General features: G+C 69.2%; 20 protein-coding genes. 5 read left to right on the top strand and 15 right to left on the bottom strand.

The features are described from left to right. Positions 1-239: 239 nt before the first annotated feature. The 3 genes from ACFY6S_RS28790 to thyX form a co-directional block, all read right to left on the bottom strand. Entirely contained in the window at positions 240-1,925 is a 1,686-nt protein-coding gene (locus tag ACFY6S_RS28790) for a ribonuclease J (protein ID WP_388814406.1), read from the bottom strand. A gap of 164 nt (positions 1,926-2,089) precedes the next feature. Continuing rightward, positions 2,090-2,989 carry a 4-hydroxy-tetrahydrodipicolinate synthase gene (gene dapA, locus ACFY6S_RS28785; protein ID WP_388814408.1) on the bottom strand — a complete coding sequence of 300 codons (900 nt, stop codon included), beginning with the start codon at positions 2,987-2,989 and terminating at the stop codon, positions 2,090-2,092. Positions 2,990-3,286: 297 nt separating this feature from the next. Next, positions 3,287-4,024, bottom strand: coding sequence for an FAD-dependent thymidylate synthase (thyX, locus tag ACFY6S_RS28780; RefSeq protein WP_388814410.1), 738 nt, complete (start codon positions 4,022-4,024; stop codon positions 3,287-3,289). 206 nt (positions 4,025-4,230) lie between these two features. Here thyX and ACFY6S_RS28775 point away from each other — a divergent pair, with 206 nt between their 5' ends. Together ACFY6S_RS28775 and ACFY6S_RS28770 are read left to right on the top strand one after the other, a co-directional pair. Continuing rightward, entirely contained in the window at positions 4,231-4,470 is a 240-nt protein-coding gene (locus ACFY6S_RS28775; RefSeq protein WP_388814412.1) for a hypothetical protein, read from the top strand. Between the two features lie 94 nt (positions 4,471-4,564). Next, positions 4,565-5,110, top strand: a complete 546-nt coding sequence (locus ACFY6S_RS28770; RefSeq protein ID WP_388814413.1) for a hypothetical protein — start codon at positions 4,565-4,567, stop codon at positions 5,108-5,110. Positions 5,111-5,215: 105 nt separating this feature from the next. Here the strand turns inward: ACFY6S_RS28770 and ACFY6S_RS28765 are convergent, their stop codons facing one another. From ACFY6S_RS28765 to eccD, 6 genes are all read right to left on the bottom strand, one after another. Beyond that, on the bottom strand, positions 5,216-5,668 hold the full coding sequence (locus ACFY6S_RS28765; RefSeq protein WP_388814415.1) for a hypothetical protein: 453 nt from the start codon (positions 5,666-5,668) through the stop codon (positions 5,216-5,218). 3 nt (positions 5,669-5,671) lie between these two features. After that, complete coding sequence (gene dapB / locus ACFY6S_RS28760; protein WP_388814417.1) at positions 5,672-6,424, bottom strand: 4-hydroxy-tetrahydrodipicolinate reductase; 753 nt, start codon at positions 6,422-6,424, stop codon at positions 5,672-5,674. Between the two features lie 63 nt (positions 6,425-6,487). After that, entirely contained in the window at positions 6,488-7,864 is a 1,377-nt protein-coding gene (locus ACFY6S_RS28755; RefSeq protein WP_388814419.1) for a M16 family metallopeptidase, read from the bottom strand. Beyond that, positions 7,861-10,086 (bottom strand): polyribonucleotide nucleotidyltransferase, encoded by a 2,226-nt coding sequence (locus ACFY6S_RS28750; protein ID WP_388814421.1) that lies wholly within the window; start codon positions 10,084-10,086, stop codon positions 7,861-7,863. The genes ACFY6S_RS28755 and ACFY6S_RS28750 overlap by 4 nt, the downstream gene beginning before the upstream one ends. 400 nt (positions 10,087-10,486) lie before the next feature. Next, positions 10,487-10,777: a 30S ribosomal protein S15 gene (gene rpsO, locus ACFY6S_RS28745; RefSeq protein ID WP_114623975.1), complete on the bottom strand. Its 291-nt coding sequence runs from the start codon at positions 10,775-10,777 to the stop codon at positions 10,487-10,489. 241 nt (positions 10,778-11,018) lie between these two features. Next, on the bottom strand, positions 11,019-12,521 hold the full coding sequence (gene eccD, locus ACFY6S_RS28740; RefSeq protein ID WP_388814424.1) for a type VII secretion integral membrane protein EccD: 1,503 nt from the start codon (positions 12,519-12,521) through the stop codon (positions 11,019-11,021). A gap of 213 nt (positions 12,522-12,734) precedes the next feature. Between eccD and eccCa the strand changes: the two genes are divergently transcribed. Next, entirely contained in the window at positions 12,735-16,709 is a 3,975-nt protein-coding gene (gene eccCa, locus ACFY6S_RS28735) for a type VII secretion protein EccCa (protein ID WP_388814426.1), read from the top strand. 472 nt (positions 16,710-17,181) lie between these two features. Here the strand turns inward: eccCa and ACFY6S_RS28730 are convergent, their stop codons facing one another. The 6 genes from ACFY6S_RS28730 to eccB form a co-directional block, all read right to left on the bottom strand. Further along, positions 17,182-17,478 carry a WXG100 family type VII secretion target gene (locus tag ACFY6S_RS28730; protein ID WP_388814428.1) on the bottom strand — a complete coding sequence of 99 codons (297 nt, stop codon included), beginning with the start codon at positions 17,476-17,478 and terminating at the stop codon, positions 17,182-17,184. Between the two features lie 157 nt (positions 17,479-17,635). Continuing rightward, positions 17,636-17,995: a WXG100 family type VII secretion target gene (locus ACFY6S_RS28725; protein ID WP_388814429.1), complete on the bottom strand. Its 360-nt coding sequence runs from the start codon at positions 17,993-17,995 to the stop codon at positions 17,636-17,638. A gap of 135 nt (positions 17,996-18,130) precedes the next feature. Then, positions 18,131-19,405 (bottom strand): S8 family serine peptidase, encoded by a 1,275-nt coding sequence (locus ACFY6S_RS28720; protein ID WP_388814431.1) that lies wholly within the window; start codon positions 19,403-19,405, stop codon positions 18,131-18,133. Between the two features lie 1,647 nt (positions 19,406-21,052). Then, positions 21,053-21,505, bottom strand: coding sequence for a hypothetical protein (locus ACFY6S_RS28715; protein ID WP_388814432.1), 453 nt, complete (start codon positions 21,503-21,505; stop codon positions 21,053-21,055). Positions 21,506-21,762: 257 nt separating this feature from the next. Then, positions 21,763-23,034: a type VII secretion-associated serine protease mycosin gene (mycP, locus tag ACFY6S_RS28710; protein ID WP_388814434.1), complete on the bottom strand. Its 1,272-nt coding sequence runs from the start codon at positions 23,032-23,034 to the stop codon at positions 21,763-21,765. Positions 23,035-23,048: 14 nt separating this feature from the next. Then, positions 23,049-24,581, bottom strand: a complete 1,533-nt coding sequence (gene eccB / locus ACFY6S_RS28705) for a type VII secretion protein EccB (RefSeq protein ID WP_388814436.1) — start codon at positions 24,579-24,581, stop codon at positions 23,049-23,051. Positions 24,582-24,763: 182 nt separating this feature from the next. On the opposite strand from eccB, the gene eccE reads away from it, so the two are divergent. Together eccE and ACFY6S_RS28695 are read left to right on the top strand one after the other, a co-directional pair. Further along, the gene (gene eccE, locus ACFY6S_RS28700; RefSeq protein WP_388814438.1) at positions 24,764-26,107 is read left to right on the top strand and encodes a type VII secretion protein EccE; all 1,344 of its coding nucleotides are present in this window, start codon (positions 24,764-24,766) and stop codon (positions 26,105-26,107) included. Further along, positions 26,104-26,814, top strand: a complete 711-nt coding sequence (locus ACFY6S_RS28695; protein ID WP_388814439.1) for a hypothetical protein — start codon at positions 26,104-26,106, stop codon at positions 26,812-26,814. Before eccE ends, ACFY6S_RS28695 begins: the two co-directional genes overlap by 4 nt. The last annotated feature ends 52 nt before the right edge of the window (positions 26,815-26,866 follow it).

The following is a 26,866-nucleotide window of genomic DNA, read 5'->3' as shown; positions in this document are numbered from 1 at the left end:
ACTCTATCAGACTCTTTCGTGTCCGATTCCCCGTCGGAGCGGGGTTCGCTTTCCAGTTCTTCGCTCTCGCGTTTCCCTTTCCGGCGGTTCCGACTTTATCAGAGTTATCTGAGCCGGATTCCCACCCCGTCAGGATGTTCCGGGCGCGCGTTCGGCCCAGGTTCCCGTCGATGTGGAGCCGTAAACGTACTGGAGCGGGGGGCCTCGAAGCAAATCGAGGCCCCCCGCTCCGGCTTCCGTCAGACCTCGACCACGACGGGGAGGATCATCGGGCGTCGACGGTAGGTGTCGGAGACCCACTTGCCGACGGTCCTGCGCACGAGCTGCTGGAGCTGATGCGGTTCCGCGACGCCGTCCGAGGCCGCCTTGCCGATGGCCTCTTCGACCTTGGGCAGCACGGCGGCGAAGGCCGAGTCCTCGATACCGGACCCGCGGGCCTGGAAGTGCGGCCCGCCCACGACCTTGCCCGTGGTCGAGTCGACCACCACGAAGACGGAGATGATGCCTTCGTCGCCCAGGATGCGACGGTCCTTGAGGTGCGTCTCGGTGACGTCACCGACCGAGAGGCCGTCCACGTACACGTATCCGGCCTGGACCTTGCCGACGATTCTCGCCTTGCCGTCGACGAGGTCGACGACGACGCCGTCCTCGGCGATGACGATGCGGTCCTTGGGGACCCCCGTCAGCGCGCCCAGTTCGGCGTTGGCGCGCAGATGGCGCCACTCGCCGTGGACGGGCATCAGGTTCTTCGGCTTGCAGATGTTGTAGAAGTACAGCAGCTCGCCGGCCGAGGCGTGGCCCGAGACGTGGACCTTGGCGTTGCCCTTGTGGATGACGTTCGCACCCCACCTGGTCAGGCCGTTGATCACCCGGTAGACCGAGTTCTCGTTGCCCGGGATCAGGGACGACGCCAGGATCACCGTGTCGCCCTGGACGATCCGGATCTGGTGGTCGCGGTTGGCCATCCGGGAGAGAGCCGCCATCGGCTCCCCCTGGGAGCCGGTGCAGACCAGTACGACCTCGTGGTCCGGCAGGTCGTCGAGTGTCTTGACGTCCACGACCAGACCGGCGGGGACCTTGAGATAGCCCAGGTCACGGGCGATCCCCATGTTGCGGACCATGGAGCGGCCGACGAAGGCCACCCTTCTGCCGTACTCGTGGGCGGCGTCCAGGATCTGCTGGATGCGGTGCACGTGGCTGGCGAAGCTGGCCACGATGATCCGCTTCTGGGCGTTCGCGAAGACCTGCCGGAGGACATTCGAGATGTCCTTCTCCGGCGGGACGAAGCCCGGGACCTCCGCGTTGGTCGAGTCCGAGAGCAGCAGGTCGATGCCCTCCTCGCCGAGCTTGGCGAAGGTGGGCAGGTCGGTCAGCCTGCGGTCCAGCGGAAGCTGGTCCATCTTGAAGTCGCCCGTGTGGACCACCATGCCCGCGGGGGTGCGGATGGCGACGGCCAGGGCGTCCGGGATGGAGTGGTTGACCGCGACGAACTCGCAGTCGAACGGGCCGATCCGCTCGCGGTGCCCCTCGGTGACCTCAAGGGTGTACGGGCGGATGCGGTGCTCCTGGAGCTTCGCCTCGATCAGCGCGAGGGTCAGCTTGGAGCCGATCAGCGGAATGTCCGGCTTCAGCCGGAGCAGATACGGGACGCCACCGATGTGGTCCTCGTGGCCGTGTGTGAGCACGACCCCGTCGATGTCGTCCAGCCGGTCCCGGATGGTGGTGAAGTCCGGCAGGATCAGGTCGATACCGGGCTGCTCCTCCTCGGGGAAGAGGACGCCGCAGTCGACGATGAGCAGACGGCCGTTGTATTCGAAGACCGTCATGTTCCGGCCGATTTCGCCCAGGCCGCCCAGCGGTGTGACACGCAGGCCGTGCTTGGGCAGCTTCGGCGGGGCGCCGAGTTCAGGATGCGGATGACTCAAAAGACTCTCCTCACCACACACGCCACGTACCTCTGAGGCACGTGGCGCGCATGACATTCGTACACTTGCTGTTGTCTGTGTGGGCTGTACGTGCGGACCGGTTTCCCGCTCCTGGTCGTGTCCATGGCTTGCCGTTTTCACATATTCAGTTGTGAAGTCGTTGGTTAGAGCTGTACCCCGCCGGCCGCGAGATCGATCTTGAGCTGAGCCGTTTCATGGGCCGAGAGCTCGACGAGCGGGAGACGCAGCGGTCCCGCGGGCAGCTCACGCAGCGCGAGGGCGGCCTTGGTGGTGATGACGCCCTGGGTGCGGAACATTCCGGTGAAGACCGGGAGCAGCTTCTGGTGGATCTCGGTCGCCTTCTGGACGTCACCGGTGAGGTGGGCGTCGAGCAGCTCGCGCAGCTCCGGGGTGACGACGTGGCCGACGACGGAGACGAAGCCGACCGCGCCGACCGCGAGCAGCGGCAGGTTGAGCATGTCGTCGCCCGAGTACCAGGCGAGGCCGGACTGTGCGATGGCCCAGCTGGCGCGGCCGAGGTCGCCCTTGGCGTCCTTGTTGGCGACGATACGCGGGTGCTGGGCGAGCCGGACGATCGTCTCGGTGTCGATGGGGACACCGCTGCGGCCGGGGATGTCGTACAGCATGACCGGCAGTCCGGTCGCGTCCGCGATGGCGGAGAAGTGCCGGAAGAGGCCCTCCTGCGGCGGCTTGTTGTAGTACGGCGTCACCGCCAGCAGGCCGTGCGCCCCGGCGCGTTCGGCGGCGCGGGCCAGCTCCAGGCTGTGCCGGGTGTCGTTGGTGCCGACGCCGGCGACGATGTGGGCCCGGTCTCCCACGGCCTCCAGGACCGCTCGTACGAGCTGGTCCTTCTCCGCGTCACTGGTGGTCGGTGACTCACCGGTGGTGCCGTTCAGGACCAGGCCGTCGTTGCCTGCGTCCACCAGATGGACGGCGAGCCGCTGGGCACCGTCGAGGTCGAGTGCGCCGTCCGCCGTGAAGGGCGTGACCATCGCGGTGAGGACCCGCCCGAAGGGGGTCTGCGGAGTGGAGATCGGAGCCATGGGTAACACGCTACTCGCTGCTCTGCTCGCCGTGTCCCCTTGGGGGACGGGACAAGAGGAGCCCGGCACTGCCTGCTCGGGGGTTCAAGCAGTGCCGGGTCCGTTTGATCAGCCTAGATGAAGTTCGTGAAACACCGCAATACGGACACTTCTCGTGGCTGACCGTACAGATGTGCCCCAGACCGGTCAGGAACCGTTCAAGAGCGGTCCTGGAACAGTACGGAAACAGGTCCGTGGCGGTCCTGGGACATCCGCCGGGGACTCCGCCGCGCGGCGATCGGCGGGCCGCCGAACCGGCTACGGGGCGACACGGCCGTTCGCGTTGAAGGCCGCGTGGGTGAGCGGCATGAGCTTCGCCCAGTGCTCCTCCATGCGCTCTCCGACCATCTCGATCTCGCGCTGCGGGAAGGACGGGACCTTCGCCTGCTCGTGCTGGGTGCGCAGCCCGAGGAAGTGCATCAGCGAGCGCGCGTTGCACGTCGCGTACATCGAGGAGAAGAGACCCACGGGCAGGACCGCGCGGGCCACCTCGCGGGCCACACCGGCGGCGAGCATCTCCTGATACGCCTCGTACGCCTGGCGGTAGGCGCCCTCCATCGCGCGGCCGGTCAGCTCCTGCTGCTCCGGGCTGCCGTCGACGAAGACGTACTTGCCGGGACGGCCCTCCTGGACGAGCTTGCGGGACGCGTCGGGGACGTAGAAGACCGGCTGAAGCTCGCGGTAGCGGCCGGATTCCTCGTTGTACGACCAGCCGACACGGTGGCGCATGAACTCGCGGAAGACGAAGATCGGAGCGCTGATGAAGAAGGTCATCGAGTTGTGCTCGAAGGGGCTGCCGTGGCGGTCCCGCATCAGGTAGTTGATGAGTCCCTTTGAGCGCTCGGGATCCTTCGTGATCTCTTCCAGGGACTGCTCGCCTGCGGTGGAGACACGAGCGGCCCACAGCACGTCGGAGTCGCCCGCGGCGTGTTTCACCAGCTCGACGGTGACATCGCTGCGGAAGCTCGGCTTGGTCTCGGCGGGGGTGTCGCTCACCGGCGGGGTCCTTCCAGTCGCATCGCTCGGGCGGCGCCCACTCTACGGGCCGCCACTGACAGCGACCGGCGGCGGAGGCTCACTCCCTGGCGTTCCTCCGCCAATTCCCGGAAATCGGGCACCGAATGGCGCTGTTGTTCGTCTCACCCTGTAGCGGCCGGGCACACCGGCCGCGTTCCGAAACGACACCTTGAGGAGTGCCCCCCATGTTCCGCCGGCGAGAGGCCGTCCCGTTCGCATTCGTCGCCGAGGCCGACAGCTTCCGCAGTAATGTCACCCCGCCCCCCAGAGAGCGCGCCACCGTCCCTCAGCTCGTGGGCCGTACGCTGATCGGGCTCACCGTCGCCGCCGGATTCGTCGGGGCGCTGCTGCTGGGAACGCCCGCGCTGGAGTCCGGGCCGTCCACGGGACACAGCCAGCAGTCCGAGGCAGCGCAGAGCCGCTGACTCGTCCGGCCCCCCTCGGGTGGTCCGGACAGGGGCGTGATCGGTAGCCTCACCGGGCACAGCAATCGAGCGTGCTTGTGAGTGAGGATCAGTCGTGCCCCTGCCCTTCCTGACGGCCGACCGGGCTTTTGAGGCGACCGATGATGTCGCACTGCCCTTCGACGATCATGATCAATGGCGGCGTCCGTACCGCCCCGGCCCCTGGCGGGTGGCGGCGGCCGCGCTGCTTCTGCTGCTGGCCTCGTTCGTTCTGCTCGCGACGGTGATCATCGCCGCCGCGGGCTCCTTGTCCGGCGCGGCCGCGTGCTTCGTGGTCGCCGCGGTGGTCATCGCCGTGGCCCTGCGGATGCTGCGGATGGGGGCGTGGGTGAGCCGGCACGGCGTGCGCCGGGTGCGGCTGCTCATGACCGTCACCGTCGCCTGGGACAAGGCCACGGCGGTCCGTACGGTCCAGCAGCCGGTCCGCTGGCTCGGGCTGCCGCGCACCGTGCAGGGCCAGGCCCTGATGGTCGTGCGCCGACAGGGTGAGCAGCTGGCGCTGCTCACCGATCACAACGCGGACTTCCTGTCGCGGAGTGAGGCGTTCGACCGGGCGGCGGACACGGTCGAAGCGTGGGGCGCCGAATACCGCCCTTCCTGACCGTCCCGTACGGGACCGCCCGGACACCGATCGTGTGAGCGGGGTCCGGCCTCCAGTGGAGGCCGGACCCCGCTCACGCGTTTCACACCGGTCGGCGCGGTGGTTTCAGGCCGGTACGGGCTTGCCGTCGTGCAGCGCGATCGCCCGCTGCATGGCCTTGCGGGCGCGCGGGGTGTCCCGGGCGTCGTGGTAGGCGACGGCGAGCCGGAACCAGCAGCGCCAGTCGTCCGGCGAGTCCTCCGTCTCGGCGCGCCGTTCGGCGAAGACGGCGTCCGCGGAGTCCCGGTCGATACGGCCGCCGGGGGTACGGACCAGTTCGTCCACGGGCAGCCCGCCCTCGGCGTCCAGCTCCGCGGCGAGCCGGTTCGCCCGGCTGACGAACCGGGTGTTCTTCCAGAGGAACCAGAGACCGAGCAGCGGCAGGATCAGCACCGCGACACCGAAGGTGACGGTGAGCAGCGTGCCGTGCTCGATCAGCAGCACGCCGCGGCTGCCGACCAGGACGAAGTAGACGACCAGGACGGCGGCCGTGAGGAAGTAAGTGATCTTTGCGCGCATGGGTCAGCTCAGATCGAGGAAGTGTTCCAGGCCGAAGGTGAGGCCGGGGGCGGAGACCACGCGGCGCACACCGAGCAGGATGCCCGGCATGAAGCTGCTGTGGTGCAGGGAGTCATGGCGGACGGTGAGGGTCTCGCCCTCACCGCCGAGGACGACCTCCTGGTGGGCGAGCAGGCCCCGGAGGCGTACGGAGTGCACCCGTACCCCGTCCACGTCGGCGCCGCGCGCCCCGTCCAGCGCTGTGACCGTGGCGTCGGGCTGCGGGGCGAGGCCCGCTTCGGCGCGGGCCGCGGCCACCAGCTGGGCGGTGCGGTGGGCGGTGCCGGACGGCGCGTCCGCCTTGTTGGGGTGGTGCAGCTCGATGATCTCGACGGACTCGAAGCAGCGGGCGGCCGTCTCGGCGAACTTCATGGTGAGGACCGCGCCGATGGAGAAGTTCGGCGCGATCAGCACCCCGGTGTCCGGGGAGGCGGCGAGCGAGGTGCCCAGTTGCGCGAGCCGCTCGTCGGTCCAGCCGGTGGTGCCGACGACCGCGTGGATGCCGTGACGTAGGCAGAAGTCGAGGTTGCCCATCACCGAGGCCGGGGTGGTCAGCTCCACCACGACCTGGGTGCCGCTCTCGACCAGGGTCTCCAGCTTGTCGCCCCGGCCGAGGGCGGCGACCAGTTCCAGGTCCTCGGCGGCCTCGACGGCCCGTACGGCCTCGGAGCCGATGCGGCCCTTGGCTCCGACGACGGCCACACGCAGCTTGCTCATTGCTCTGCTTCCTTCGGCTTCTGGGCCGCGGCCCGGTGTCCTCGCCCGGTGTCCGCGACCGGGTCAGGAGACCGCCGCGTCGAGGCGGGCGGCCTGCTTGTCCTTGAGCGGCCCGATGACGGACAGCGACGGGCGCTGTCCCAGTACATCGCGGGCGACCGCGCGTACGTCGTCGGGGGTGACCGCGGCTATGCGTTCCAGCATCTCGTCCACGGACATCTGGGCGCCCCAGCACAGCTCGCTCTTGCCGATACGGTTCATCAGCGCGCCGGTGTCCTCCAGGCCGAGCACCGTGGAGCCGGAGAGCTGGCCGACGGCGCGGGCGATCTCGTCGTCGCTGAGCCCTTCGGCGGCGGCCCGGTCGAGTTCGTCGCGGCAGATCCGCAGGACGTCGTGGACCTGGCTGGGGCGGCAGCCGGCGTAGACGCCGAAGAGTCCGCAGTCGGCGAAGCCCGAGGTGTACGAGTAGACGCTGTAGGCGAGGCCGCGCTTCTCCCGTACCTCCTGGAAGAGGCGGGAGCTCATGCCGCCGCCCAGTGCGGTGTTCAGCACACCGAGGGCCCAGCGCCGCTCGTCGGTACGGGCGAGGCCGGGCATGCCGAGGACGACGTGGGCCTGCTCGGTCCTGCGGTTCAGCAGCTCGACACGGCCCGCCGCGCGGATGGTCCTGCTGCCCTCGCGGGGTGCGACCGGTACCGCGTCGGTACGGGAGAGCGCGCCCGCCCTGTCGAACGCCTTGCGGACCCGGCGGACCACCGCGGCGTGGTCGACGTTGCCGGCGGCGGCCACGATGAGGCGCGTCGGGTCGTAGTGCTTCCGGTAGAAGCGGGCGATCCGGTCGCGGTCGAGGTCGTTGACGGTCTCGACGGTGCCGAGGACCGGCCGTCCGAGGGGGCTGTCGCCGAACATGGTCTGCGCGAACAGATCGTGTACGCAGTCGCCCGGGTCGTCCTCGGTCATGGCGATCTCTTCGAGGATCACCCCGCGCTCGGCGTCGACGTCGGCCGCCTCGATGAGCGAGCCGGTGAGCATGTCGCACACGACGTCGATGGCCAGCGGCAGATCGGTGTCGAGGACGCGCGCGTAGTAGCAGGTGTACTCCTTCGCCGTGAAGGCGTTCATCTCGCCGCCGACCGCGTCGATCGCGGAGGAGATGTCGAGGGCGCTGCGCCGGCGCGTGCCCTTGAAGAGGAGGTGTTCGAGGTAGTGGGTGGCGCCGTTGAGCGCGGGGGTCTCGTCGCGCGAGCCGACCTGCACCCAGATCCCGAAGGTCGCGGAGCGCACCGACGGGAGGGATTCGGTGACGACGCGCAGGCCGCCGGGGAGGGTCGTGCGGCGGACCGTACCGATCCCGTTCTCGCCCTTGAGCAGGGTTTGGGTACGGGCGACGGCCCGCGCCTCCGAGGAGGTGCGGGCCGTCGTCCTGGAGCTGGAGGTCACTTGGAGGCGTCGTCCTTCGCGTCCTCGGCCTCGGCGCCCTCTTCGTCCTCGAGAACGGGGATGAGGGAGAGCTTGCCGCGCTGGTCGATCTCGGCGATCTCGACCTGGACCTTCTGGCCCACGCCGAGGACGTCCTCGACGTTCTCGACGCGCTTGCCGCCGGCGAGCTTGCGGATCTGCGAGATGTGCAGCAGTCCGTCCTTGCCGGGCATCAGGGAGACGAAGGCACCGAAGGTGGTGGTCTTGACGACCGTACCCAGGTAGCGCTCGCCGACCTCCGGCATGGTCGGGTTGGCGATGCTGTTGATCGTGGCGCGGGCGGCCTCGGCGGCCGGTCCGTCGGCGGCACCGATGTAGATGGTGCCGTCGTCCTCGATCGTGATGTCGGCGCCGGTGTCCTCCTGGATCTGGTTGATCATCTTGCCCTTGGGGCCGATGACCTCACCGATCTTGTCCACCGGGATCTTGACGGTGATGATCCGCGGGGCGTTCGGGGACATCTCGTCCGGGACGTCGATGGCCTCGTTCATCACGTCGAGGATGTGGAGGCGGGCGTCGCGGGCCTGCTTCAGCGCGGCGGCCAGGACCGAGGCGGGGATGCCGTCGAGCTTGGTGTCGAGCTGGAGCGCGGTGACGAACGTCTTCGTACCGGCGACCTTGAAGTCCATGTCGCCGTAGGCGTCCTCCGCACCGAGGATGTCGGTGAGGGCGACGTAGTGGGTCTTGCCGTCGATCTCCTGGGAGATCAGGCCCATGGCGATACCGGCGACGGGGGCCTTGAGCGGCACACCGGCGTTCAGCAGCGACATGGTGGAGGCGCAGACCGAGCCCATGGACGTCGAGCCGTTGGAGCCCAGCGCCTCGGAGACCTGGCGGATCGCGTAGGGGAACTCCTCGCGCGTCGGCAGCACCGGCACAATGGCGCGCTCGGCGAGCGCGCCGTGGCCGATCTCGCGGCGCTTCGGCGAACCGACGCGGCCGGTCTCGCCGACCGAGTACGGCGGGAAGTTGTAGTTGTGCATGTAGCGCTTGCGGGTCACCGGGGAGAGGGTGTCCAGCTGCTGCTCCATGCGGAGCATGTTGAGGGTGGTGACGCCCAGGATCTGGGTCTCGCCACGCTCGAACAGCGCGGAGCCGTGCACGCGCGGGATGGCCTCGACCTCGGCGGCGAGCGTACGGATGTCCGTGACGCCGCGGCCGTCGATGCGGACCTTGTCCTTGATGACGCGCTCGCGCACCAGGGACTTGGTCAGCGCGCGGTAGGCGCCGGAGATCTCCTTCTCGCGCCCCTCGAACTGCGGGAGCAGCTTCTCGGCGGCCAGCTCCTTGACGCGGTCCAGCTCGGCCTCGCGGTCCTGCTTGCCCGCGATGGTCAGCGCCTGGGCCAGCTCGCCGCGGACGGCGGCGGTCAGCGCCTCCAGGACGTCGTCCTGGTAGTCCAGGAAGACCGGGAACTCGCCGGTGGGCTTGGCGGCCTTGGCGGCGAGGTCGGCCTGGGCCTTGCAGAGGGCCTTGATGAAGGGCTTCGCGGCTTCCAGACCGGCGGCGACGACCTCCTCGGTGGGGGCCTCGGCGCCGTCGGCGACCAGCTGGATGGTCTTGGTGGTGGCCTCGGCCTCGACCATCATGATCGCGACGTCGCCGTCCTCCAGGACGCGGCCCGCGACGACCATGTCGAAGACGGCGTCCTCAAGCTCGGTGTGCGTCGGGAAGGCGATCCACTGGCCCTTGATGAGGGCGACCCGGGTGCCGCCGATGGGGCCGGAGAAGGGCAGGCCGGCCAGCTGCGTGGAGCAGGAGGCGGCGTTGATCGCGACCACGTCGTACAGGTGGTCGGGGTTGAGCGCCATGATCGTCTCGACGATCTGGATCTCGTTGCGCAGGCCCTTCTTGAAGGAGGGGCGCAGCGGGCGGTCGATGAGGCGGCAGGTCAGGATCGCGTCCTCGGAGGGACGGCCCTCGCGGCGGAAGAAGGATCCGGGGATCTTTCCGGCCGCGTACTGGCGCTCCTCGACGTCCACCGTGAGGGGGAAGAAGTCGAGCTGGTCCTTGGGCTTCTTGGAGGCGGTGGTGGCCGACAGCACCATGGTGTCGTCGTCCAGGTAGGCCACGGCGGAACCGGCGGCCTGCTTGGCCAGCCGGCCCGTCTCGAAGCGGATGGTGCGGGTGCCGAAGGTTCCGTTGTCGATAACGGCCTCGGCGTAGTGGGTCTCGTTCTCCACTAGTGATTTCTCCTCGTCTTCGTCCGGTGCCCGTGTGGCAGCGGACGTGGCGGAGAAGCGCTCCTTCGTGCGGGCCGGTCTTCGATCGAAGCACCCGGGGCGGCGGCATGGGCCGCGCATTCCGGGCGCCACTACCGAGGACCGGCGGCGGTGGAGATCGCTCCTCCTCTTCAGTGGTGCGGGTGCTTGTGTTCTTCGGTTGTGCTCGTGCACCAGGTTACTGAGCTTGGCCGCGGGATGGCATTCCGGCCGTCCCCGGCGGGGCGCCCGGTCCGCCCCGTACGCCCGTACACGTGTTCCGTGCGTACGGTCGTACGTACGCGCCCGTGCTGTTCGCCCGGGTGCGTGTACGCGAAAGGAGCGGCCCCCTGGAAGTGGGAACCGCTCCCTTCACGGTGTCTTACTTGGCACCGCCGGCCGCACCGCGGCGGATGCCGAGGCGGTCGACCAGCGCACGGAAGCGCTGGATGTCCTTCTTGGCCAGGTACTGGAGCAGACGGCGACGCTGTCCGACCAGGATCAGCAGACCACGACGGGAGTGGTGGTCGTGCTTGTGGGTCTTGAGGTGCTCGGTCAGGTCCGAGATCCGGCGCGAGAGCATGGCGACCTGGACCTCGGGGGAGCCGGTGTCGCCCTCCTTGGTGCCGAACTCGGTCATGATCGTCTTCTTCGTAGCGGCGTCGAGCGGCACGCGTACTCCTCGTGGGTCTTCGTGGCCTCCGAGTGCCCCAGGTCGAATACTCTGGGGAGCTTCCGTGACTCGGGAGGCGGGGGATCCGTCGCGCGCGGTCCGGGGATCCTGTGCGGGATCCGGGGGCACGCACACAAACGGCCGTCGCCCAGAGTACCAGCCTGTTCGGGCCCCGCTCGCCGCGCCCCCGTCACGCGGAGGGGGCGCGGACCGGCCCGTCGGACGGGGCCGGGAGCGCGGCTCAGGAGGTCAGCGCGCGGATCGAGTGGTAGACGTCGAAGACCGCGAGGCACAGCGGTACGAGCGTCAGCAGCACGAAGGCTTCCGCGATCTCCAGGAAGCGGCCCCAGAAGGGGGTCACGCCCTTGCGCGGCACGATCAGCCCGATGGCGGTGATCAGCGCGGCCACGGCGACGACCGCCGTGGTCAGCCAGATCGTACGGATGTCCAGTCCGGTGCCGTCACCCCTGAGCGCGCTGTGCACGAGGGCCGCGGGCGGGTTGAGGCACAGCCCGAGGACGAGCAGCACCAGCGCGCCGAGGCCCGCCGCCAGGGCGCAGCCGACCTGGGCCGTGTAGCGGAAGAGATACGCGCGCATCAGCATGGCGACACCGGTGGCGAGGGCGAGCAACTGTCCCCACACACCGTCGGAGAATCCGAGCACCGCGGCGGCGCCCACCGCCACCAGCGCGCAGCCGCCGACCAGGCCGACCAGCAGCTCGTGGCCGCGCCGGGCGCGGGCGGCGACGCGTTCGGCGTCGATCGGTTCCTGCGGCGCGGGCTCGTCGGACCCGTACCCGCCGACGGCGGAGCGCGGGGGTTCGAAGCCGATGGGCAGCCGGGCGAAGCGGGTGGACAGGCCGGGCAGGAAGGCGAGGGCGCCGACGGCGAGCGGCGCGCAGACCGCGGCGGTCTCGGCGGGCGCCATGCCGGTGACGATCGCGACGAAGGTCACCAGCACGCCGATGGCGGCGGCGAAGACGAACGCGACGAAGGGGCCGTCGCCGCCCGGGGCGGCGACGGTGAGGATCACCGAGGCGACCAGCACGGCGACGCAGGCCAGCAGGAACTGGAGCCGGCCGATGCCCTCCCCCGCTCCCAGCGGCAGCAGTCCGGCGCCGGCCACCGCGACATTGGCCAGTGAGCCGACGCCGAGGGCGACGGCCGAGGCACGGTCGTCGTACACCCGGGCCCGTACGCCCGCGAGCGCGAGCAGCAGGACGCCGGCGACGGCGGCCAGGATGCCGGGCAGGCCGTGCATGTCGTGCCGGGGGTCGGCGGTCCACAGGACGAAGGCGACCAGCGACAGCAGGACCGACCCGCCGAAGAGTCCGGCGCCGCGCGTCAGGCTGTCGGTCCACAGCGTGCGGTCCTCGGCGACGGCGGAGGCGACGGCGTCGGAGACGTCGTCGAAGACCGCCGGCGGCAGCGATTCGGCGAAGGGCCGCAGCGAGAGCAGCTCGCCGTCGAGGATGCGCTGCGCGGCCAGTGACCGGGCGCCGTCGAGCACGGTGCCGTCGCGGCGCACCAGGTGGTAGCCGACCGGGGCGCCCTCGGCGGGGCTCTGTCCCGACAGCCGGAGGATCTCCGGGTAGAGGTCGGCGACCGGAATGTCCTCGGGCAACGCCACGTCGACGCGACTGTCCGGCGCCACGACCGTGATCCGGCAGAACCCGGTCCCGCCGCGGGGCGGGGCGGTCGGGCCCGTGTGCCGGGTCTCGGCGACCGCCGCTGGGGCCGTCATACTCACCTGCTGTTCCCCCTTGTGATTCCTGCGATGTCCGCTTCCTGAATGGCCCACCGTTTTGCGGTAGTTCATCGGCGAGCAAACACGTCGCGCCACCCTACCGCCACGTCCTTTCCCCCCGCGCAAGTAGGATCCCTCCCCGCGGATGGAACCCGTCGCCACGGGGGCGCCGATAGGAACATTTCCATCCGGCGAGGGAATTGGTGAGCAGTGAGTCAGATCGTCGTCAAGCGCCCACCACGGGCCCTACCCGCCGAAGTTCCCGCGGAGCAGGTGCAGTTGCAATCCCCTCCAGAACTGCCGCGCGGGCAGCAGGAGGGGGCGATGATGCAGCTGCTGCCGATGCTGGGCATGGGCGGTTCCGTCGTCTTCTTCTTCATGACGCCGAATCCGATCATGCGGATCATGGGCATGGTGATGATCGCCTCGACGGTCGCCATGGCCGTCGCGATGCTGGTCCGCCACCGGCGGGGCAGCCAGGGGCAGCTCGCCGACATGCGGCGCGACTATCTCAAGTACCTGACGCAGACCAGGCGCGCCGTACTGCGGACGGCGCACCTCCAGCGCGACGCGCAGTTCTATCTGCATCCGTCACCCGAGCAGTTGTGGGCGCTGGTCGCCGAGGGCAGCCGGGTCTGGGAGCGGCGTCCGGGCGACGACGACTTCGGGCAGGTACGGATCGGGCTGGGCAGTCAGCAGCTCGCCACCCCGCTCGTGGCGCCCGAGACCGCGCCCGTGGACGAGCTGGAGCCGCTCACCGCGGGGGCGATGCAGAAGTTCATCACCGCGCACAGCACGATCGACGGGCTGCCGATGGCCGTCTCGCTGCGGGCCTTCTACCACCTGACCGTCAGCGGTGAGCCGGAGTCGGTGCGCTCCACCGCCCGCGCGATGGTGGGCTCGCTGGTCTCGACGCACTCCCCGGAGGATCTGGTCGTCGCCGTGGTCGCCGGACCCGAGGCGGCGCCGCGCTGGGAGTGGGTGAAGTGGCTGCCGCACGCCCAGGCGCGGGGCACGGGGGACGGCGCCGGCACCCGGCGTCTGATCACCACGGACGTGCTGGAGCTGGAGGAGCTGCTCGCCGAGCGGCTGGAGGGCCGGCCCCGCTTCCAGGGCGGCGGTCATCCGCTGCTGGACCAGCCGCACATCGTGCTGGTGCTCGACAGCCGGTCCGTGCCTCCCCTGTCGGTGTTCGCCTCCGCCGAGGGGCTTCAGGGCGTGACGGTCATCGAGGTCGTGCCCGGTGAGGAGCAGGGGGCGCGCGGCGGTCTGTCCGTGGTCGTGCACCCCGAGTCGCTGCGCCTGGAGTCCGGGCACGGCCTGGTGTACGACGGGGTGCCCGACCGGCTCAGCGAGGAGGCCGCCGAGGCGCTCGCCCGGCAGCTCGCCCCGCTCCGGGTGGCCTCGGGCGGTGACGACGACGAACCGCTGCTCGCCAATCTGGACTTCACCGATCTGCTGAACCTGGGTGACGCGGCCTCCGTCGATGTGGCACGTACCTGGCGGCCACGCTCCCAGGCCGAGCGGTTGCGGGTGCCCATCGGGGTCGGCGAGGACGGCGCTCCGGTGATGCTGGACCTGAAGGAGGCCGCGCAGGAGGGCATGGGTCCGCACGGTCTGTGCGTGGGGGCGACCGGTTCCGGAAAGTCGGAGCTGCTGCGCACGCTGGTGCTGGGGCTCGCGGTCACGCACTCCTCGGAGACCCTCAACTTCGTGCTCGCGGACTTCAAGGGCGGCGCGACCTTCGCCGGGATGTCGCAGATGCCGCACGTGGCGGCGGTGATCACCAACCTGGCCGACGATCTGACGCTGGTGGACCGCATGGGCGACTCCATCCGCGGTGAACTCAACCGCCGCCAGGAGATGCTGCGCGACGCGGGCAACTACGCCAACATCCACGACTACGAGAAGGCGCGTGCCGCGGGCGCCCCGCTGCGGCCGATCCCCTCGCTGGTGCTGGTCATCGACGAGTTCAGCGAACTGCTCACCGCGATGCCGGACTTCATCGAGATGTTCGTGCAGATCGGCCGCATCGGGCGGTCGCTGGGCGTGCATCTGCTGCTGGCCTCGCAGCGGTTGGAGGAGGGCCGGCTGCGCGGCCTGGAGACGTATCTGTCGTACCGGGTCGGTCTGCGGACGTTCTCCGCGGCCGAGTCGCGCGCGGCGATCGGGGTCCCCGACGCGTACCAGCTGCCCAACGTCCCCGGTTCCGGGTATCTGAAGTTCGGTACGGACGAGATGGTCCGGTTCAAGGCGGCGTACGTCTCCGGGGTGTACCGGACCGGGGCGCACCAGGCCGCGGGGGTAGGCGGGCCGCTGCCGGTGGACCGCAGGCCCGTGCCCTTCACGGCCGCTCCGGTGCCCGTGCGGTACGTCGAGCCGGCCGCCGGGCCGCGCGTGCCCGAGGGGCGCCCGGCGGAGGACGACGCGCTGGCCGATTCCGTGCTCGACGTGATCGTGCGGCGGCTCGAAGGGCGCGGCGCGGAGGCCCATCAGGTGTGGCTGCCCCCGCTGGACAACCCGCCGGCCATGGACGAACTGCTGCCGGGGCTGGCGGGGGTGCCCGGGCGTGGGCTGACCCAGCCAGGCTTCGAGGGGGCGGGGCGGCTGGTCGTACCGCTGGGTGTGGTCGACAAGCCCTTCGAGCAGCGGCGCGACACGCTCTACCGGGACTTCTCCGGAGCGGCGGGCCATATGCAGATCGTCGGCGGCCCGCAGTCGGGCAAGTCCACCCTGCTGCGGACCATCGTGTCGGCGTTCGCGCTGACGCACACTCCGCAGGAGGTGCAGTTCTACGGTCTCGACTTCGGCGGTGGCGGCCTCTCCTCGATCGCCGGGCTGCCGCACGTCGGCGGGATGGCCTCACGCCTCGATCCGGAGCGGGTACGGCGTACGGTCGCCGAGGTCTACGGCGTACTGGCGCGGCGCGAGGAGTACTTCCGTACGTCGGGCATCGACTCCATCGCCACGTACCGCAGGCTGCGGGCGCGCGGGGACATCTCGATGACCGAGCAGCCGTGGGGCGATGTGTTCCTGCTCGTCGACGGCTGGGGCAACTTCCGTACGGACTACGAGGGTCTGGAACAGGCCGTCGTGGACATGGCGTCGCGGGGGCTGGGTTACGGCATCCATGTGATCCTCACCGCCTCGCGCTCGATGGAGGTCCGCGCGAACCTCAAGGACCATCTGATGAACCGGCTGGAGCTGCGGCTCGGCGACACCATGGACTCGGAGCTGGACCGCAAGGTCGCCGTCAATGTCCCGGCGGGGGTGCCGGGACGCGGTCTGACCCCGGAGAAGCTGCACTTCATGGCGGCGGTGCCGAGGATCGACAGCATCAACTCCGACAGCGACCTGTCGGAGGCCACGGCCGCGATGACCCAGGAGGTGTCCCGGCACTGGACCGCCCCCGGTGCCCCCGCCGTACGGCTGCTGCCGCGCGAGCTGCCGGCCTCCGATCTGCCGGGCGGCGCGGCCTTCCCACAGCGCGGCGTCGCGTTCGGTATCGACGAGAACAACCTGGAGCCGGTCTTCCTCAACTTCGACCAGGACCCGTTCCTGCTGGTCTTCGGCGAGAGCGAGTCCGGCAAGTCCAATCTGCTGCGGCTGCTCATCAAGCAGCTGACCGAGCGGTACGACGGCGACACCTGCAAGCTGTTCGTCATCGACAACCGGCGCGCACTGCTGGACGCCACCCCGGCCTCGCACCTGGCCGAGTACATCCCCATGTCCAACAACATGGAACACCACATGGACGCCCTGGCCGACCTGATGCGGCGCCGTACGCCGTCGGAGACGGTCACGGCGCAGGAGTTGCGCGACCGCAGCTGGTGGCGCGGGCCGACGGTGTACGTCGTCATCGACGACTACGACCTGGTCTCCACCTCCAGCGGCAATCCGCTGTCGGGCCTCACGGAACTCCTCCCCTTCGCCCGTGACGTCGGGGTCCGCTTCATCATCGCCCGCAACACGGCAGGCGCGAGCCGGTCCGCGTACGAGTCGTTCATGCAGCGCATGCAGGAACTGGGCGCTCAGGCGCTCATCCTGTCGGGCGACCCGAACGAGGGCGCCATCTTCGGCAACGCCCGCCCGCGCCCGATGCCGGCCGGCCGGGGAGTCTTCATCTCGCGGCGCCGGGGCAACCCGCTGGTGCAGACGGGGCTCCTGCCGGCCGATGACCACTGATATCGAAGACCGGCACAGGTCGTAGAAATCGTAGGAGTTGTGGAGTGTGTGCGGTGACATGGTCGCCGCACACACTCCACAGCTGTTCAGGGCCTGTTGCCGCGATGGGCCGCTTCACAGAAGCAGCCGAGCCGAGGGCCAGGCAGGTCCCCCGTGATCCCACATCCTTCTTCCACGGCCCCCGCGTTGACACCACGGACCGGACGGGCGCTCGTGGGTGGCGGCGCCGCACTGTCCGTCCTGCTGCTGCTGCTGACCGGATGTGCCACGTCTCAGGAGTACACGGTTCCGGACGCTCTCTGCGGACGAGAGGTCTCTCCTGGCCTGGTGGGCCCGTTGCTGCCGCCCGGGGAAGAGATAACCGCCAGGCTGTCCTTGGAGGACGGGGAGATCGACTCACTGAGAAACTTGAAGGGTGGGCACCTCCCGCGCGTGCCCACCCTGTATCAAGCGTCGTCCGTACCCGCATGACCTACATGAAGTTGGCAGCGGCCTTCTTGTCGCCGCCGTGATAGGTGGGACCGGCCTGCTCCACCGCGGCCGCGATGTCCGTGAGATTCTTCTGAATCTCGGTGGCGTCCTTGTTCCACTGCTTCTGGCCCGCGTTGTACGCCTCCCGCGCCTCGCCCTCCCAGAGTTCGGAGATCGATGCGATCTTGGCCGCGATGGCGTCCAGGCTGTTCTGGAGCTTGCCGGCCTGCGTCCGGATCGAGCCGGCCGCTTCGGTGAGGGACGAATACTTGACGATCATGGTGCCGTCGTCGGTCATGGATTCCTCCATTGATCTTCAGGTGAGTGTCTGCGTGCCTGCTGTGTGCATGCGTGCGTGCTGTATGCATGCGTGCCTGCTGTATGCGTTTCTGCCGTGTGAGCGCCTGCCGAGTGCGTGCGCGGATCGGTCGTGGCGTACGGCCGACCCCGACCGCTCAGTAACCGCTGAGGTTCGACGTCCTGCGCTCCGCGTTCGCGTCACCGGAGTAACCGTCGACCACGTCGATTCCACGGAGGGCCGCCTCGACCTCCTTCTCGGTGTTGCCGGAGATCGTACGAGCCGCCTCGATCGCCTCCTGGTACTTGAGCAGCTGCTTGCCCAGGCTCACCATCCGCTCGTTGATGGCGGTCTGCTTCCTGTTGAACTCACCGGCACCGATGCCCTTCCAGGCACCTTCCAGGCTGTCGATGGTCCCCTGAAGCGCCCTCAGCTGCCCTTTGACGCTCTCGAAGTTCTCGGTGAGCTCGTTCTGCAACTTGGCAAGGCTGACTCCATTGACCTTCTGCACTGCCATACGATGAATTTCCCCTCTTGAGATCGGTGAGCGAATGTCTCACCGGGCTGTTCGCGGGACTCGACGATCGGTGCGAACACCGAGGAGTCCCAAGTGCGGGAGGATCCCGCAGAATCCCCGCGAGATCCGGCTTGGTCAGGCGCTACGACGCCTGCGTACGACGGCGAACGCCACGCCGGCCAGGACCGCCACAACGGCCACGCCGCCGATGATCAGGCCCGTGCTGCTGCCACCGGCGTCGTCGGCGGAGCCGGCGGCAGCCGCCTTGTCGCCGTCACCGGACTTGCCGTCCGGGGCCTCGTCCGGGGACTTGGAGGATGCCGAGGAGGCGGGAGAGGGAGTGGACGAGTCCGAGAGGCCGGGGGTCTTCTCATCGGTCAGCGGGTTGATGTCGGGGTCGCCCGGGTCACCCTTGCCGTGCAGGATGTTGACGCCCGGACGGATCAGACCGTTGCCGAGATAGCTACTGCGCTCGCTTTCCTTCCAGGTGCGGCTGGCCGTGTCGAAGAGAACGCGAAGTACCTGATTGGCTGTCCAGTCGCGGTGAGCTGACCAGAGAAGGGCGGCGGAGGCGGAGGCGATGGCGGTTGCGGCGCTGGTGCCGTCACCATCACAGTAGCTCTGGAATTTCTCGTCGCACCAGCGTGGAATATCACTTCCAGGCGAGGCGATGTCTACGCTGCCGCCATACCGAGAATAATCGGCCACATTCCCCTTCTTGTCTGCGGAAGCGACTCCGACGACCTGGGGATATGCGGCCGGATACTCCTTCTTGTTACCTTCTTTAGCATTGTTTCCTACACTGGCAAAGAAGAGTTTGCCCTTGCTCTCAGCATATTTTACCGCCGCCCGCTCCTCCGTAGAGGAATATTCACTACCAAACGACATGCTGATGATTTGGGCATCACTGTCAGCCGCAGCACGGATGGCATCCTCGGCGTCACCCGCCTTAACCGGATTCTCATTCTGGAATTCCGTATTCGAGATCCGCATAGGAATGATCTTCACGCCGGGGGCAAGCCCCTGCAAACCACCACCCTTGCCTGTGCCAGCGATCAACTCTGCCATCGTCGTGCCATGGCCCTTGTAGTCTTCCGTTTCCTTACCGATGCCTGTGGCATCCAGCCCTTTCAGGACTTGTCCCTTGAGTGAAGAAGTAGACGGGTTGACTCCGGTATCGATGACGGCAACTTTGATGCCCTCGCCTGTGGTGACCTCCCACATCTCCTCAGCGCGCATCACATCCAGGTACCACTGCCTCGAGCGCACGTCGCCCTCAGCCACAGCCGCAGGAGCCATACCCGCGACCAGTACGCTCCAGGCCCCGACCGCGGCCAGCGTTCCAAGCGTCCTTCGCCGCACAACGTGAGGCCTCTTGGTGTTCACAGCCTGCCCCGTTTCCGCCGTCATCCCGACTTCCGTACCTTCCCTGTACTTACTCGACAACTGGCGGCACGGCACCACGCCGTCGCCCCGTCCACGTCTTTTCGTCTTCAGTCAGGTAATCGGGCCTCGAAGACTCCGTGGACTCCTGCTCATCTTTTGCGGAACCGCTTCGGCCGGGACCGCGAACAAGCCCTGCGCCACCCTGCGTAAAACCGCCTCCCCGAGACCGCGAGCCCGAAGCAGTCCCACGAGGCGTACCCACCACGCCATTCGAACTGGCCGAACCTCGCCCGCCAGCTCGAACCGAACCCTTCGCAGGGTTTGCGCCGACAACTCCTGACTGGCCAGCTCTTCCCCCGGCCGACCGGCTCGGAGATACGCCTTCTCCGCCAACGACAGTCCCCCGCGGGAGACGGGAACTGGAAGACCCACCGGCAGCACGCGGGCTACCGCCCACCACACCTTCCGCGCGCCCTCCGCGTGGTGCCACCGAGCCACCCGCGCCCGGGCGTCCTGACACGGAACTTCCAGAAGCCGCAGCCCCGCTCCCCTGTCCCCCGGGCCGTCCTACCGCCCTCGACACACCGGACGAGCCCTCAGATCGCGGCGCTTCACCTTGGAAAGGGCTCACCCCGTTACCGGGATAGGACGGTGTGAATCCGGTCCCCGCTGCGGGACTTGTCGGGCCACCAGAAGCGATCGGTCCAGCTCCGGAGCCCTCACGCGGCACAGACGGGGCCGCAACACTGTTGATCTCCAACGACGCATTACGGTCAGGGAGAGCTGCGGAATTACTCGCGGAAGCTCGCCCCGTCCCGCTGTCTGCTGTGCTGACGGTCACGTTACGGTCGGGGCCGGACGCCGATTCGAATCCTTCAGAACGGGATGCCTCACCGATACCACTGGTCCGGTGTGCGACGCTCTGCGGAGTGCCGCCCCCCGACAAGTGCGCGCCTGACGGCGCAGTTTGCCGATTGAGGCCCAATTCATGGTCTGTGGTCGGCCGGGGCACGTTCGGCTTCAGCACTCCATCGAACACCGGCGGTTCCTGCGACGCGAGTCTCTCCTCCGAGACCGCGTAGAACGACGCCAACCGGTACATCTGGTTGATGGCTTCCTGCCGGTCCTTCTCGACCTTCACCGCTGCCGTGTAGTCCGCGTTCCCGTCGATGCGGCCAGGAAGCGGGATGTCCTCGACCTTCTTCTTGATCATCCGACCGTCGCGGGCCGGCATCGAACTGCGGACCGACGCCAAACCCGTGCCGGCCACCGTGATCTGCGTTCCCGCCACATCGGCGAAGTCGGCGAGGCTCACCGCGTGCTTGGTGAGTCTCGTTCCGAAATCCTTGAAAGCGGCGCCCGACTCGCCCTGCCACTCGACCTCGTCGATATAGCCCTTGAGTTCACGTGCGGCTTCCTTGAGGGCGTCCCGCGCCTTCCAGAGCGCGCTTCCCGCGTTCTCCAGGTCCGTGTGGTTCGCGCTGTCGACCAGGTCGATCATCGCGTTCAGCTCACGGCCTTCGAAGCTTGTGCTCCCGAACGGCCCGGCTCCGCCGCCGGCGGACGCTCCCGGAGCCATCGAGGCCGAGATCCGGGAGATCTCGGTCTGACTCATCTGAATCTGAACGCGAGCCTCGTCGTCGGTCAGCGCGGGCTTTTCCCCACCGCTCATCACTTCACCCCCGGGTCGAACGTTCCACCGGCCGTATCGCTCGTACCGCGGCGCTCCGACCTCTCGTGTTCCTGGTCGATACGCGCCTGGATCTGCGCGTACCGCCGACGCACGTCCTCCTCAACGTTGTTGAAGCCGACCGCCGCCGCGTGTACGCCGATGCTCAGGACTTCGATCTGGTCACCGAGCGTCCTGGACAGGGACACCAGCGCCTCATGGACGCGGTTGTACTGCGAGTAGAGGCCGTCCGCCTCCGCGAAGGGGGCGTTCCGTCCGCTGAAGGAGGAGCGGGAGATCGTCTGGGCCGCCACCTTCGTGTTGCCGGCGGCGCCGCCCTCCAGATCGCTCAGCAATACGTCCACATGTGATCGAAACTTCTTCAGCGCCGCGATCTGGAGCTTGAGATCGCCGCTCCCCGCGCCGCTCCCGTTCCCCGATCCAGGATCCGCCATCCCCGTACCTCCCCGTTTACCACCTGTACAACGCGACCGTGACGACACGCACATCACTGGTCACATACATGTCACTCTATCCACTGGTACTGACAGCCCCAAAAGTCTTATTGGTCAAGGGGCTTTGGGTCATACCGATCCGTGGGATGCTATCCGGTTGCTCTCTTTGCCGGGCCTATCCGTCCCATTCCCCCCACGGATCCCGCTCAGGACCCGCTGACGATCTGGTACGCGCTCCCCCGAGCCGATGCCCGTCGTCAGCCGTTCGTTTGGACCGCCGACCGCCTCGTCCTGCGGCGGGCGTCCCGGAGGGCTGTCGCGCAGCCCGCTATGGCCGCCACGAGGACCACGCCGCCAACGACGGTGTACGTCGCGAGGCGCGCGGTGCGTTCCTGGGGGGATTCGCCGAGATGGACCTCGGCCGGAGTCGGTGCTTCCGCCTCGGTCATCCCCTCGTGGGCCACCGGCTGTTCGATCGGCTTGTCGTCCTCCGTGAGGGCGCGTACCGGGTCGATGACGCCCCAGCCGACGAGGCGGTCGTGGCCCGCGACGGAGCGTTCGGCGGTCTGTTGCATCTGGGCGACGATCTGCTTCGGCGTCCAGTCGGGATGCTTGGCCTTGACGAGGGCGGCGACACCCGCGACGTAAGGGGCGGCGAAACTGGTGCCGTTGTCGGCGCAGTGCCCGCCGAGCGGCACGGTGGAGACCATGTCGACGCCGGGCGCGGCGATGCCGACGAAGTCGCCGGACTGGGAGAAGACCGCGCGTTCGTTGTTGCGGTCGGAGGCGGCCACGGCGAGTACCCCGTCGTAGGAGGCCGGGTACGTCTTCTTGACGTTGCCGCCCAGGCCGTCGTTGCCCGCCGAGGCGACGATCACGACGCCGGCGTCCAGGGCGTCGTCCACCGCCTGCTTGAGCGCCGGAAGGGGTTCGACGGCGTTCGCGGTGTCCTGCGAGATGTTGATGACGTCGGCGTCGGCCTGTACGGCGTAGTTGATGGCCTCGACGAGTTTCTCGACGGTGCCGTGCCCCTGTGCGTCGTTCTGCTGGATGGGGATGATGGTGGCGTCCGGCGCGAGGCCGACGAAACCGGTGCCGCTGACGGGACGGGCGGCGATGATCCCGGCGACCTTGGTGCCGTGGCCCACGGTGTCCGAGGTGCCGTTCTCCTTGCCGCGCTCCAGCTTGTCGCCGTTGTCGTCCTTGAGGTCCTCGGGCAGGAAGTTGCGCCCGCTCTTGGTGTCGACGGCCTTGGTGAGCTGCGGGTTCTTGATGTCGACTCCGGTGTCGATGACCGCGACCCGCACCCCCTTTCCGGTGGACCGGGTGCGCAGTTCGTCCAGCAGGACGCGCTGGAGGGACCACGGGCGGCCCTCGTACTTCTTCGAGGGGTAGGTGCACTGCGTGGACGAGTCGGCCGCCGCCAGGGGCACCGGCAGACCGATGAGGGTCAGGGCGGTGGCCGCGGTGGTGGCCGCCGCGGAGGTCAGCAGGCGCGGGAAGCGCTGGGGACGGTACGTGGATGTCATCAGGCCGCGCCCCCTCACGAACCCTGCGGCTGGCGGGCCGAACCCGTCGACAGCCGCGGTCCCGTCGGCAGGAAGGAGGACCACGCGGCCGGGATGGGCGACGGGGTGACGTCCTGGTAGCCGAGCCGGTTCTGGGCCTGCTGGTCCTCCTGCTGCTGCTTCTCTCTCGCCTTGGCCGACGCGGGGGCGCCGATACCGGAGTCGTCCACCGACGTGTCGCCGTTCGCCTGCATGGCGTAGCGCAGTCCGGTGTCGGTGACCAGGAAGACGAACCCCGAACCGGTCGTGGAGCCCTTGAACTGACGGAACAGCTGCCCGGAGCCGGGGGTGACGTACGTGCTGCTCGATCCCGTGGGCAGGGTCGCGGGGAAGTCGGTGCCGGCCCAGGTGCTGAGGGTGGTGGCGCCGCTGTCCTTGTCCACCTTCCGCAGCACGTTGCACACGGTGTTGCGGCTGCCCGCCTCGGTGCCGGCCGTGTTGACGGGCTTGGGGGCGTTCGCCGGCCAGTCGTTCTCGCTTCCGAACGGACGGCCGGGGCGGATCGCGCTGGGGTTGACGGACCTGGCCACGCCGTCCTGCCCGAGGTCGATCAGGTCCTTGCTGCTCAGCAGCAGCTTCGCGGTGAAGTCGGATACGGGGGCGACCCGGCCGGGCAGGACGACGTAGATCTGCTTCTTGGTCCCGTCGGCGGCGGAGAGGATCATCCCGACCTTGTTCACCTCGGGAGCCAGCTCCCCGGGGACTCCGGCGGCCTCCCCCGGAATTCCGTCGATCGTGGGGAAGCTGATGGGATCGCCCTTGTGCAGGGTGTCCAGCCAGGCGGCCGAGACGCGCTGGGGCTTTCGGCCCTGGCCCACCAGCTGGCGCAGCAGCGATTCGTCCTTCGCGACCTCGTACGCCTTGCCGTCGGCGTCGACGACGTAGCGGGTGCGGTCGGGCGCCGGGCCCTCCACGTACATCAGCTCGCCGCCGCGCAGCCGGTCGGCGCCGTCGGTCTTCGCCTGATCGCGTTCGGCGAGGACGAACGCGGCCTTCTGTATGGAGCCGCCGCCCTCCACGGGCCGTTCGCAGACCGCCCAGCGCTTGGCAGCGGCAGCCTCCTTGGCGTCGGGCAGCCGGTCGGGCGCGTAGGGGATGCCGATGGTCGCGCCGTGCGGGATCTCGCCGTTGTCGAGGACGGACTCGCTGACGGTGACGACCTTGCTGTGGGCCCCGTCGAGAAGCAGTTTGGCCGAGGCCATGTTGAGGACGGGATGGAGCTGGGTCTTGCCGTTCGTCTCCAGCACCACGTAGCGGGTGGTGGACTTGCTGGCGATGATGACGTTCTCTTTGGGCTTGTCCCAGTCCTTGGGTGCCACCGGCTTGAACATCCCCCAGGCTCCGAAGCCCGCGAGGATGACCACACCGACGATCGCGCCGGGCAGCACCGCGCGCAGCGGGCGGGGCGCTCCCTCTTCGGAACCGGTCGCGTTCGGTTGTACGAACTGTGCGATCAGCCTTCGCTTCGCGAAGGTGTACGCGTTGAGTTCGTCCCGTCGTGATGCCATCTGTCCGCTGTTCCCTCTCCCCGTGGGCCGACAAGATTGCCACACTCGCCGAGCGGGCCCGCTGTCGTACCGGCCCCCTACTATGCATGCTGGGGTTCGCGACACACTGCTCAGGTAGGGTGAACGCCCCGTCAACAGCCATGGCTGTTCGGTCATTACGGTATGAGGGGGGCAAGGCGGCGATGAGTACGGCGACGCGTGAGCGCGAGCGGCGGAGCACGGCGCGGGTCCCCGGCGCTTCCCGGAAGCGACGCGGCGATGTACCGGCGGCGGGTTCCGGTGGTGTCCCGGCGGCGGCCCCCGCGAAGACCTCGCTGCGGCCCCTGTCGACGACCGGCCGGCTGGGGCCCTTCCCGTTGCGGCAGTTGGTCCTGGTCGAGGTGGCGCTGGCACTGGCACTGGTCGGCGCGGCGCTCGGCGGGCTCTGGCTCGTACCGACGCTGATCGTCGCGTGCGCGCTCGTGCTGCTCGCGGTGGTACGGCGCCGGGGCCACGCGATGCAGGACTGGATGTCCTCGGCCCTGGCCCTGCGCGCGCGCAAGCGTGCTCTCGAGCCGGCCGCGGCGGACGTGGATCCGTCGCTGGCACCCGTCGCGGAGAGTGTGCCGGGCCTGCGCCCGTTCACCCATGTCGACCGGGACCGGCGCACGGTGGGGATGCTGGGCGACGGAAGTTTCCTGACCGCCGTGGTGCGGGTCGAGGCCAGCGGTGACGGGCTGCGCCCGGTGTCCGGGGCGCGCTCGCTGCCGCTGTCGCTGCTGGGCGCTTCGCTGCGGGTGGACGACATCACGCTGGAGTCCGTCCAGTTGGTGCAGCAGGTGCGTTCGGCCCCGGCGCCGCATCTGCCCGAGCAGTCGGTGGCCCGCCTCTCGTACGCGCCGCTCCAGGAGACGACGGGCGCGCCCGCGCTGCGGCTCACCTGGATCGCGGTGAAGCTGGACCCCGAGCTGTGCCGGGAAGCTGTCGAGGCGCGCGGCGGCGGTGTCGAGGGCGCTCAGCGCTGTCTGGTGCGCGCCGCGGACCATGTGGCGAGCCGGATCACCGGAGCCGGCTTCCGGGCCGTGGTGCTGGACCAGCAGGAGCTGAACTCGGCCATGGCGACGTCCGCCTGCGCCAGCCCCGCGCTCTCCGCGCGGGCCGCCCGGCCGGAGGCGGCCACACGGGCGCGCACCGCGGAGACGACCCGGGTCTGGCGGTGCGACGACCGCTGGCACACCACGTACGCGGTGGGCCGTTGGCCGGAGCTGGGCCGCGCCGCCACCCCGCTCCCCCGGCTGGTGGCCCTGCTGACCTCGGCCCCGGCGTATGCCACCACCTTCAGTGTGACGCTGCGCCCCGGCGCGCACCGGGGGTCGATGAAGGTCGCCGGCCATGTGCGGATAACCGGCGGCAGCGATACGGAACTGGTGCGGGTGCGCCGCACATTGGAGGCCGCCGCACGCACGGCGAAGGTCGGCCTGGTGCGGCTGGACCGTGAACAACTGCCGGGTGTGCTGGCGACCCTGCCGCTGGGAGGTGCGCGATGACCGTGGGAATCGGCACGGCGCGTGGGCTGCGCGGACCGCGCCACGCGGGACACACCATGGCCGTCGACCATCTCGGGGCGCTGGCCCTGCCGGTGGGCGACGACGGCGTGGTGCTCGGCGACGACGCCGAGGGCCGTCAGCAGTTGGTCGGCTTCCACCGCTCGACTCCGTACGACGTCCTGCTCATCGGCGGCCTGTGGTCGGCCCAGGTGCTGGCGCTGCGCGCGGCGGGTACGGGTGCGCGGGTGGCGGTCGAGACCGGGCGGCCGCAGGCTTGGACGACGCTGGCGCAGGCCGCGGGCGCGGGTCTGGAGTGCATCACCCTGCACGAGGTGGGGCGCGTCCCCCCGATGGGCGCCACGGTCGGCAGCCCGGTGGTGGTGATCCGGGACTGCGGCATGCGTCCGCCGCGCGGCCGTGTGGTCTCCGCGCCCTGGCAGTCGGTGATGACCCTGCTGCCGTATCTGAGTCCGGTGGCGCCGCGGCTGATGCGGGACTCCACGCTGGTGGGGGTGCAGCGGATATCGCCCCAGGAGGCGGAGCAGACCAGCCGCATTCTGGGGCTGTCCCGGGCCGAGAGCGAGGCCCTGCCCACGCTCGCGGACGGAGTCACCCTGTGGTGCGCCGGGCGGGAACGGCATTGGGTGATGACGAGTCCCACGGATGCCGAGACCGGTCTGCTGGGCGTGGCACGCCGGATGGACTGAGGGACGGACCCGGGCTCCGCGTTTCGGGAGGGCTCCATTTCGGGGAATGGGC

It is taken from the genome of Streptomyces sp. NPDC012835 (assembly GCF_042900885.1).
Lineage (GTDB): Bacteria > Actinomycetota > Actinomycetes > Streptomycetales > Streptomycetaceae > Streptomyces.
Note: the sequence above shows the minus strand (reverse complement) of the source record. Positions and strands in the feature narration are given on the sequence as shown.

Coding starts and splice junctions, on each gene's coding strand:
- dapA (WP_388814408.1), bottom strand. CDS start 2,989: ATGGCTCCGATCTCCACTCCGCAGACCCCCTTCGGGCGGGTCCTCACC.
- ACFY6S_RS28775 (WP_388814412.1), top strand. CDS start 4,231: ATGTTCCGCCGGCGAGAGGCCGTCCCGTTCGCATTCGTCGCCGAGGCC.
- ACFY6S_RS28765 (WP_388814415.1), bottom strand. CDS start 5,668: ATGCGCGCAAAGATCACTTACTTCCTCACGGCCGCCGTCCTGGTCGTC.
- dapB (WP_388814417.1), bottom strand. CDS start 6,424: ATGAGCAAGCTGCGTGTGGCCGTCGTCGGAGCCAAGGGCCGCATCGGC.
- eccD (WP_388814424.1), bottom strand. CDS start 12,521: ATGACGGCCCCAGCGGCGGTCGCCGAGACCCGGCACACGGGCCCGACC.
- ACFY6S_RS28730 (WP_388814428.1), bottom strand. CDS start 17,478: ATGACCGACGACGGCACCATGATCGTCAAGTATTCGTCCCTCACCGAA.
- ACFY6S_RS28725 (WP_388814429.1), bottom strand. CDS start 17,995: ATGGCAGTGCAGAAGGTCAATGGAGTCAGCCTTGCCAAGTTGCAGAAC.
- ACFY6S_RS28720 (WP_388814431.1), bottom strand. CDS start 19,405: ATGACGGCGGAAACGGGGCAGGCTGTGAACACCAAGAGGCCTCACGTT.
- ACFY6S_RS28715 (WP_388814432.1), bottom strand. CDS start 21,505: ATGGCGGATCCTGGATCGGGGAACGGGAGCGGCGCGGGGAGCGGCGAT.
- mycP (WP_388814434.1), bottom strand. CDS start 23,034: ATGACATCCACGTACCGTCCCCAGCGCTTCCCGCGCCTGCTGACCTCC.
- eccB (WP_388814436.1), bottom strand. CDS start 24,581: ATGGCATCACGACGGGACGAACTCAACGCGTACACCTTCGCGAAGCGA.
- eccE (WP_388814438.1), top strand. CDS start 24,764: ATGAGTACGGCGACGCGTGAGCGCGAGCGGCGGAGCACGGCGCGGGTC.
- ACFY6S_RS28695 (WP_388814439.1), top strand. CDS start 26,104: ATGACCGTGGGAATCGGCACGGCGCGTGGGCTGCGCGGACCGCGCCAC.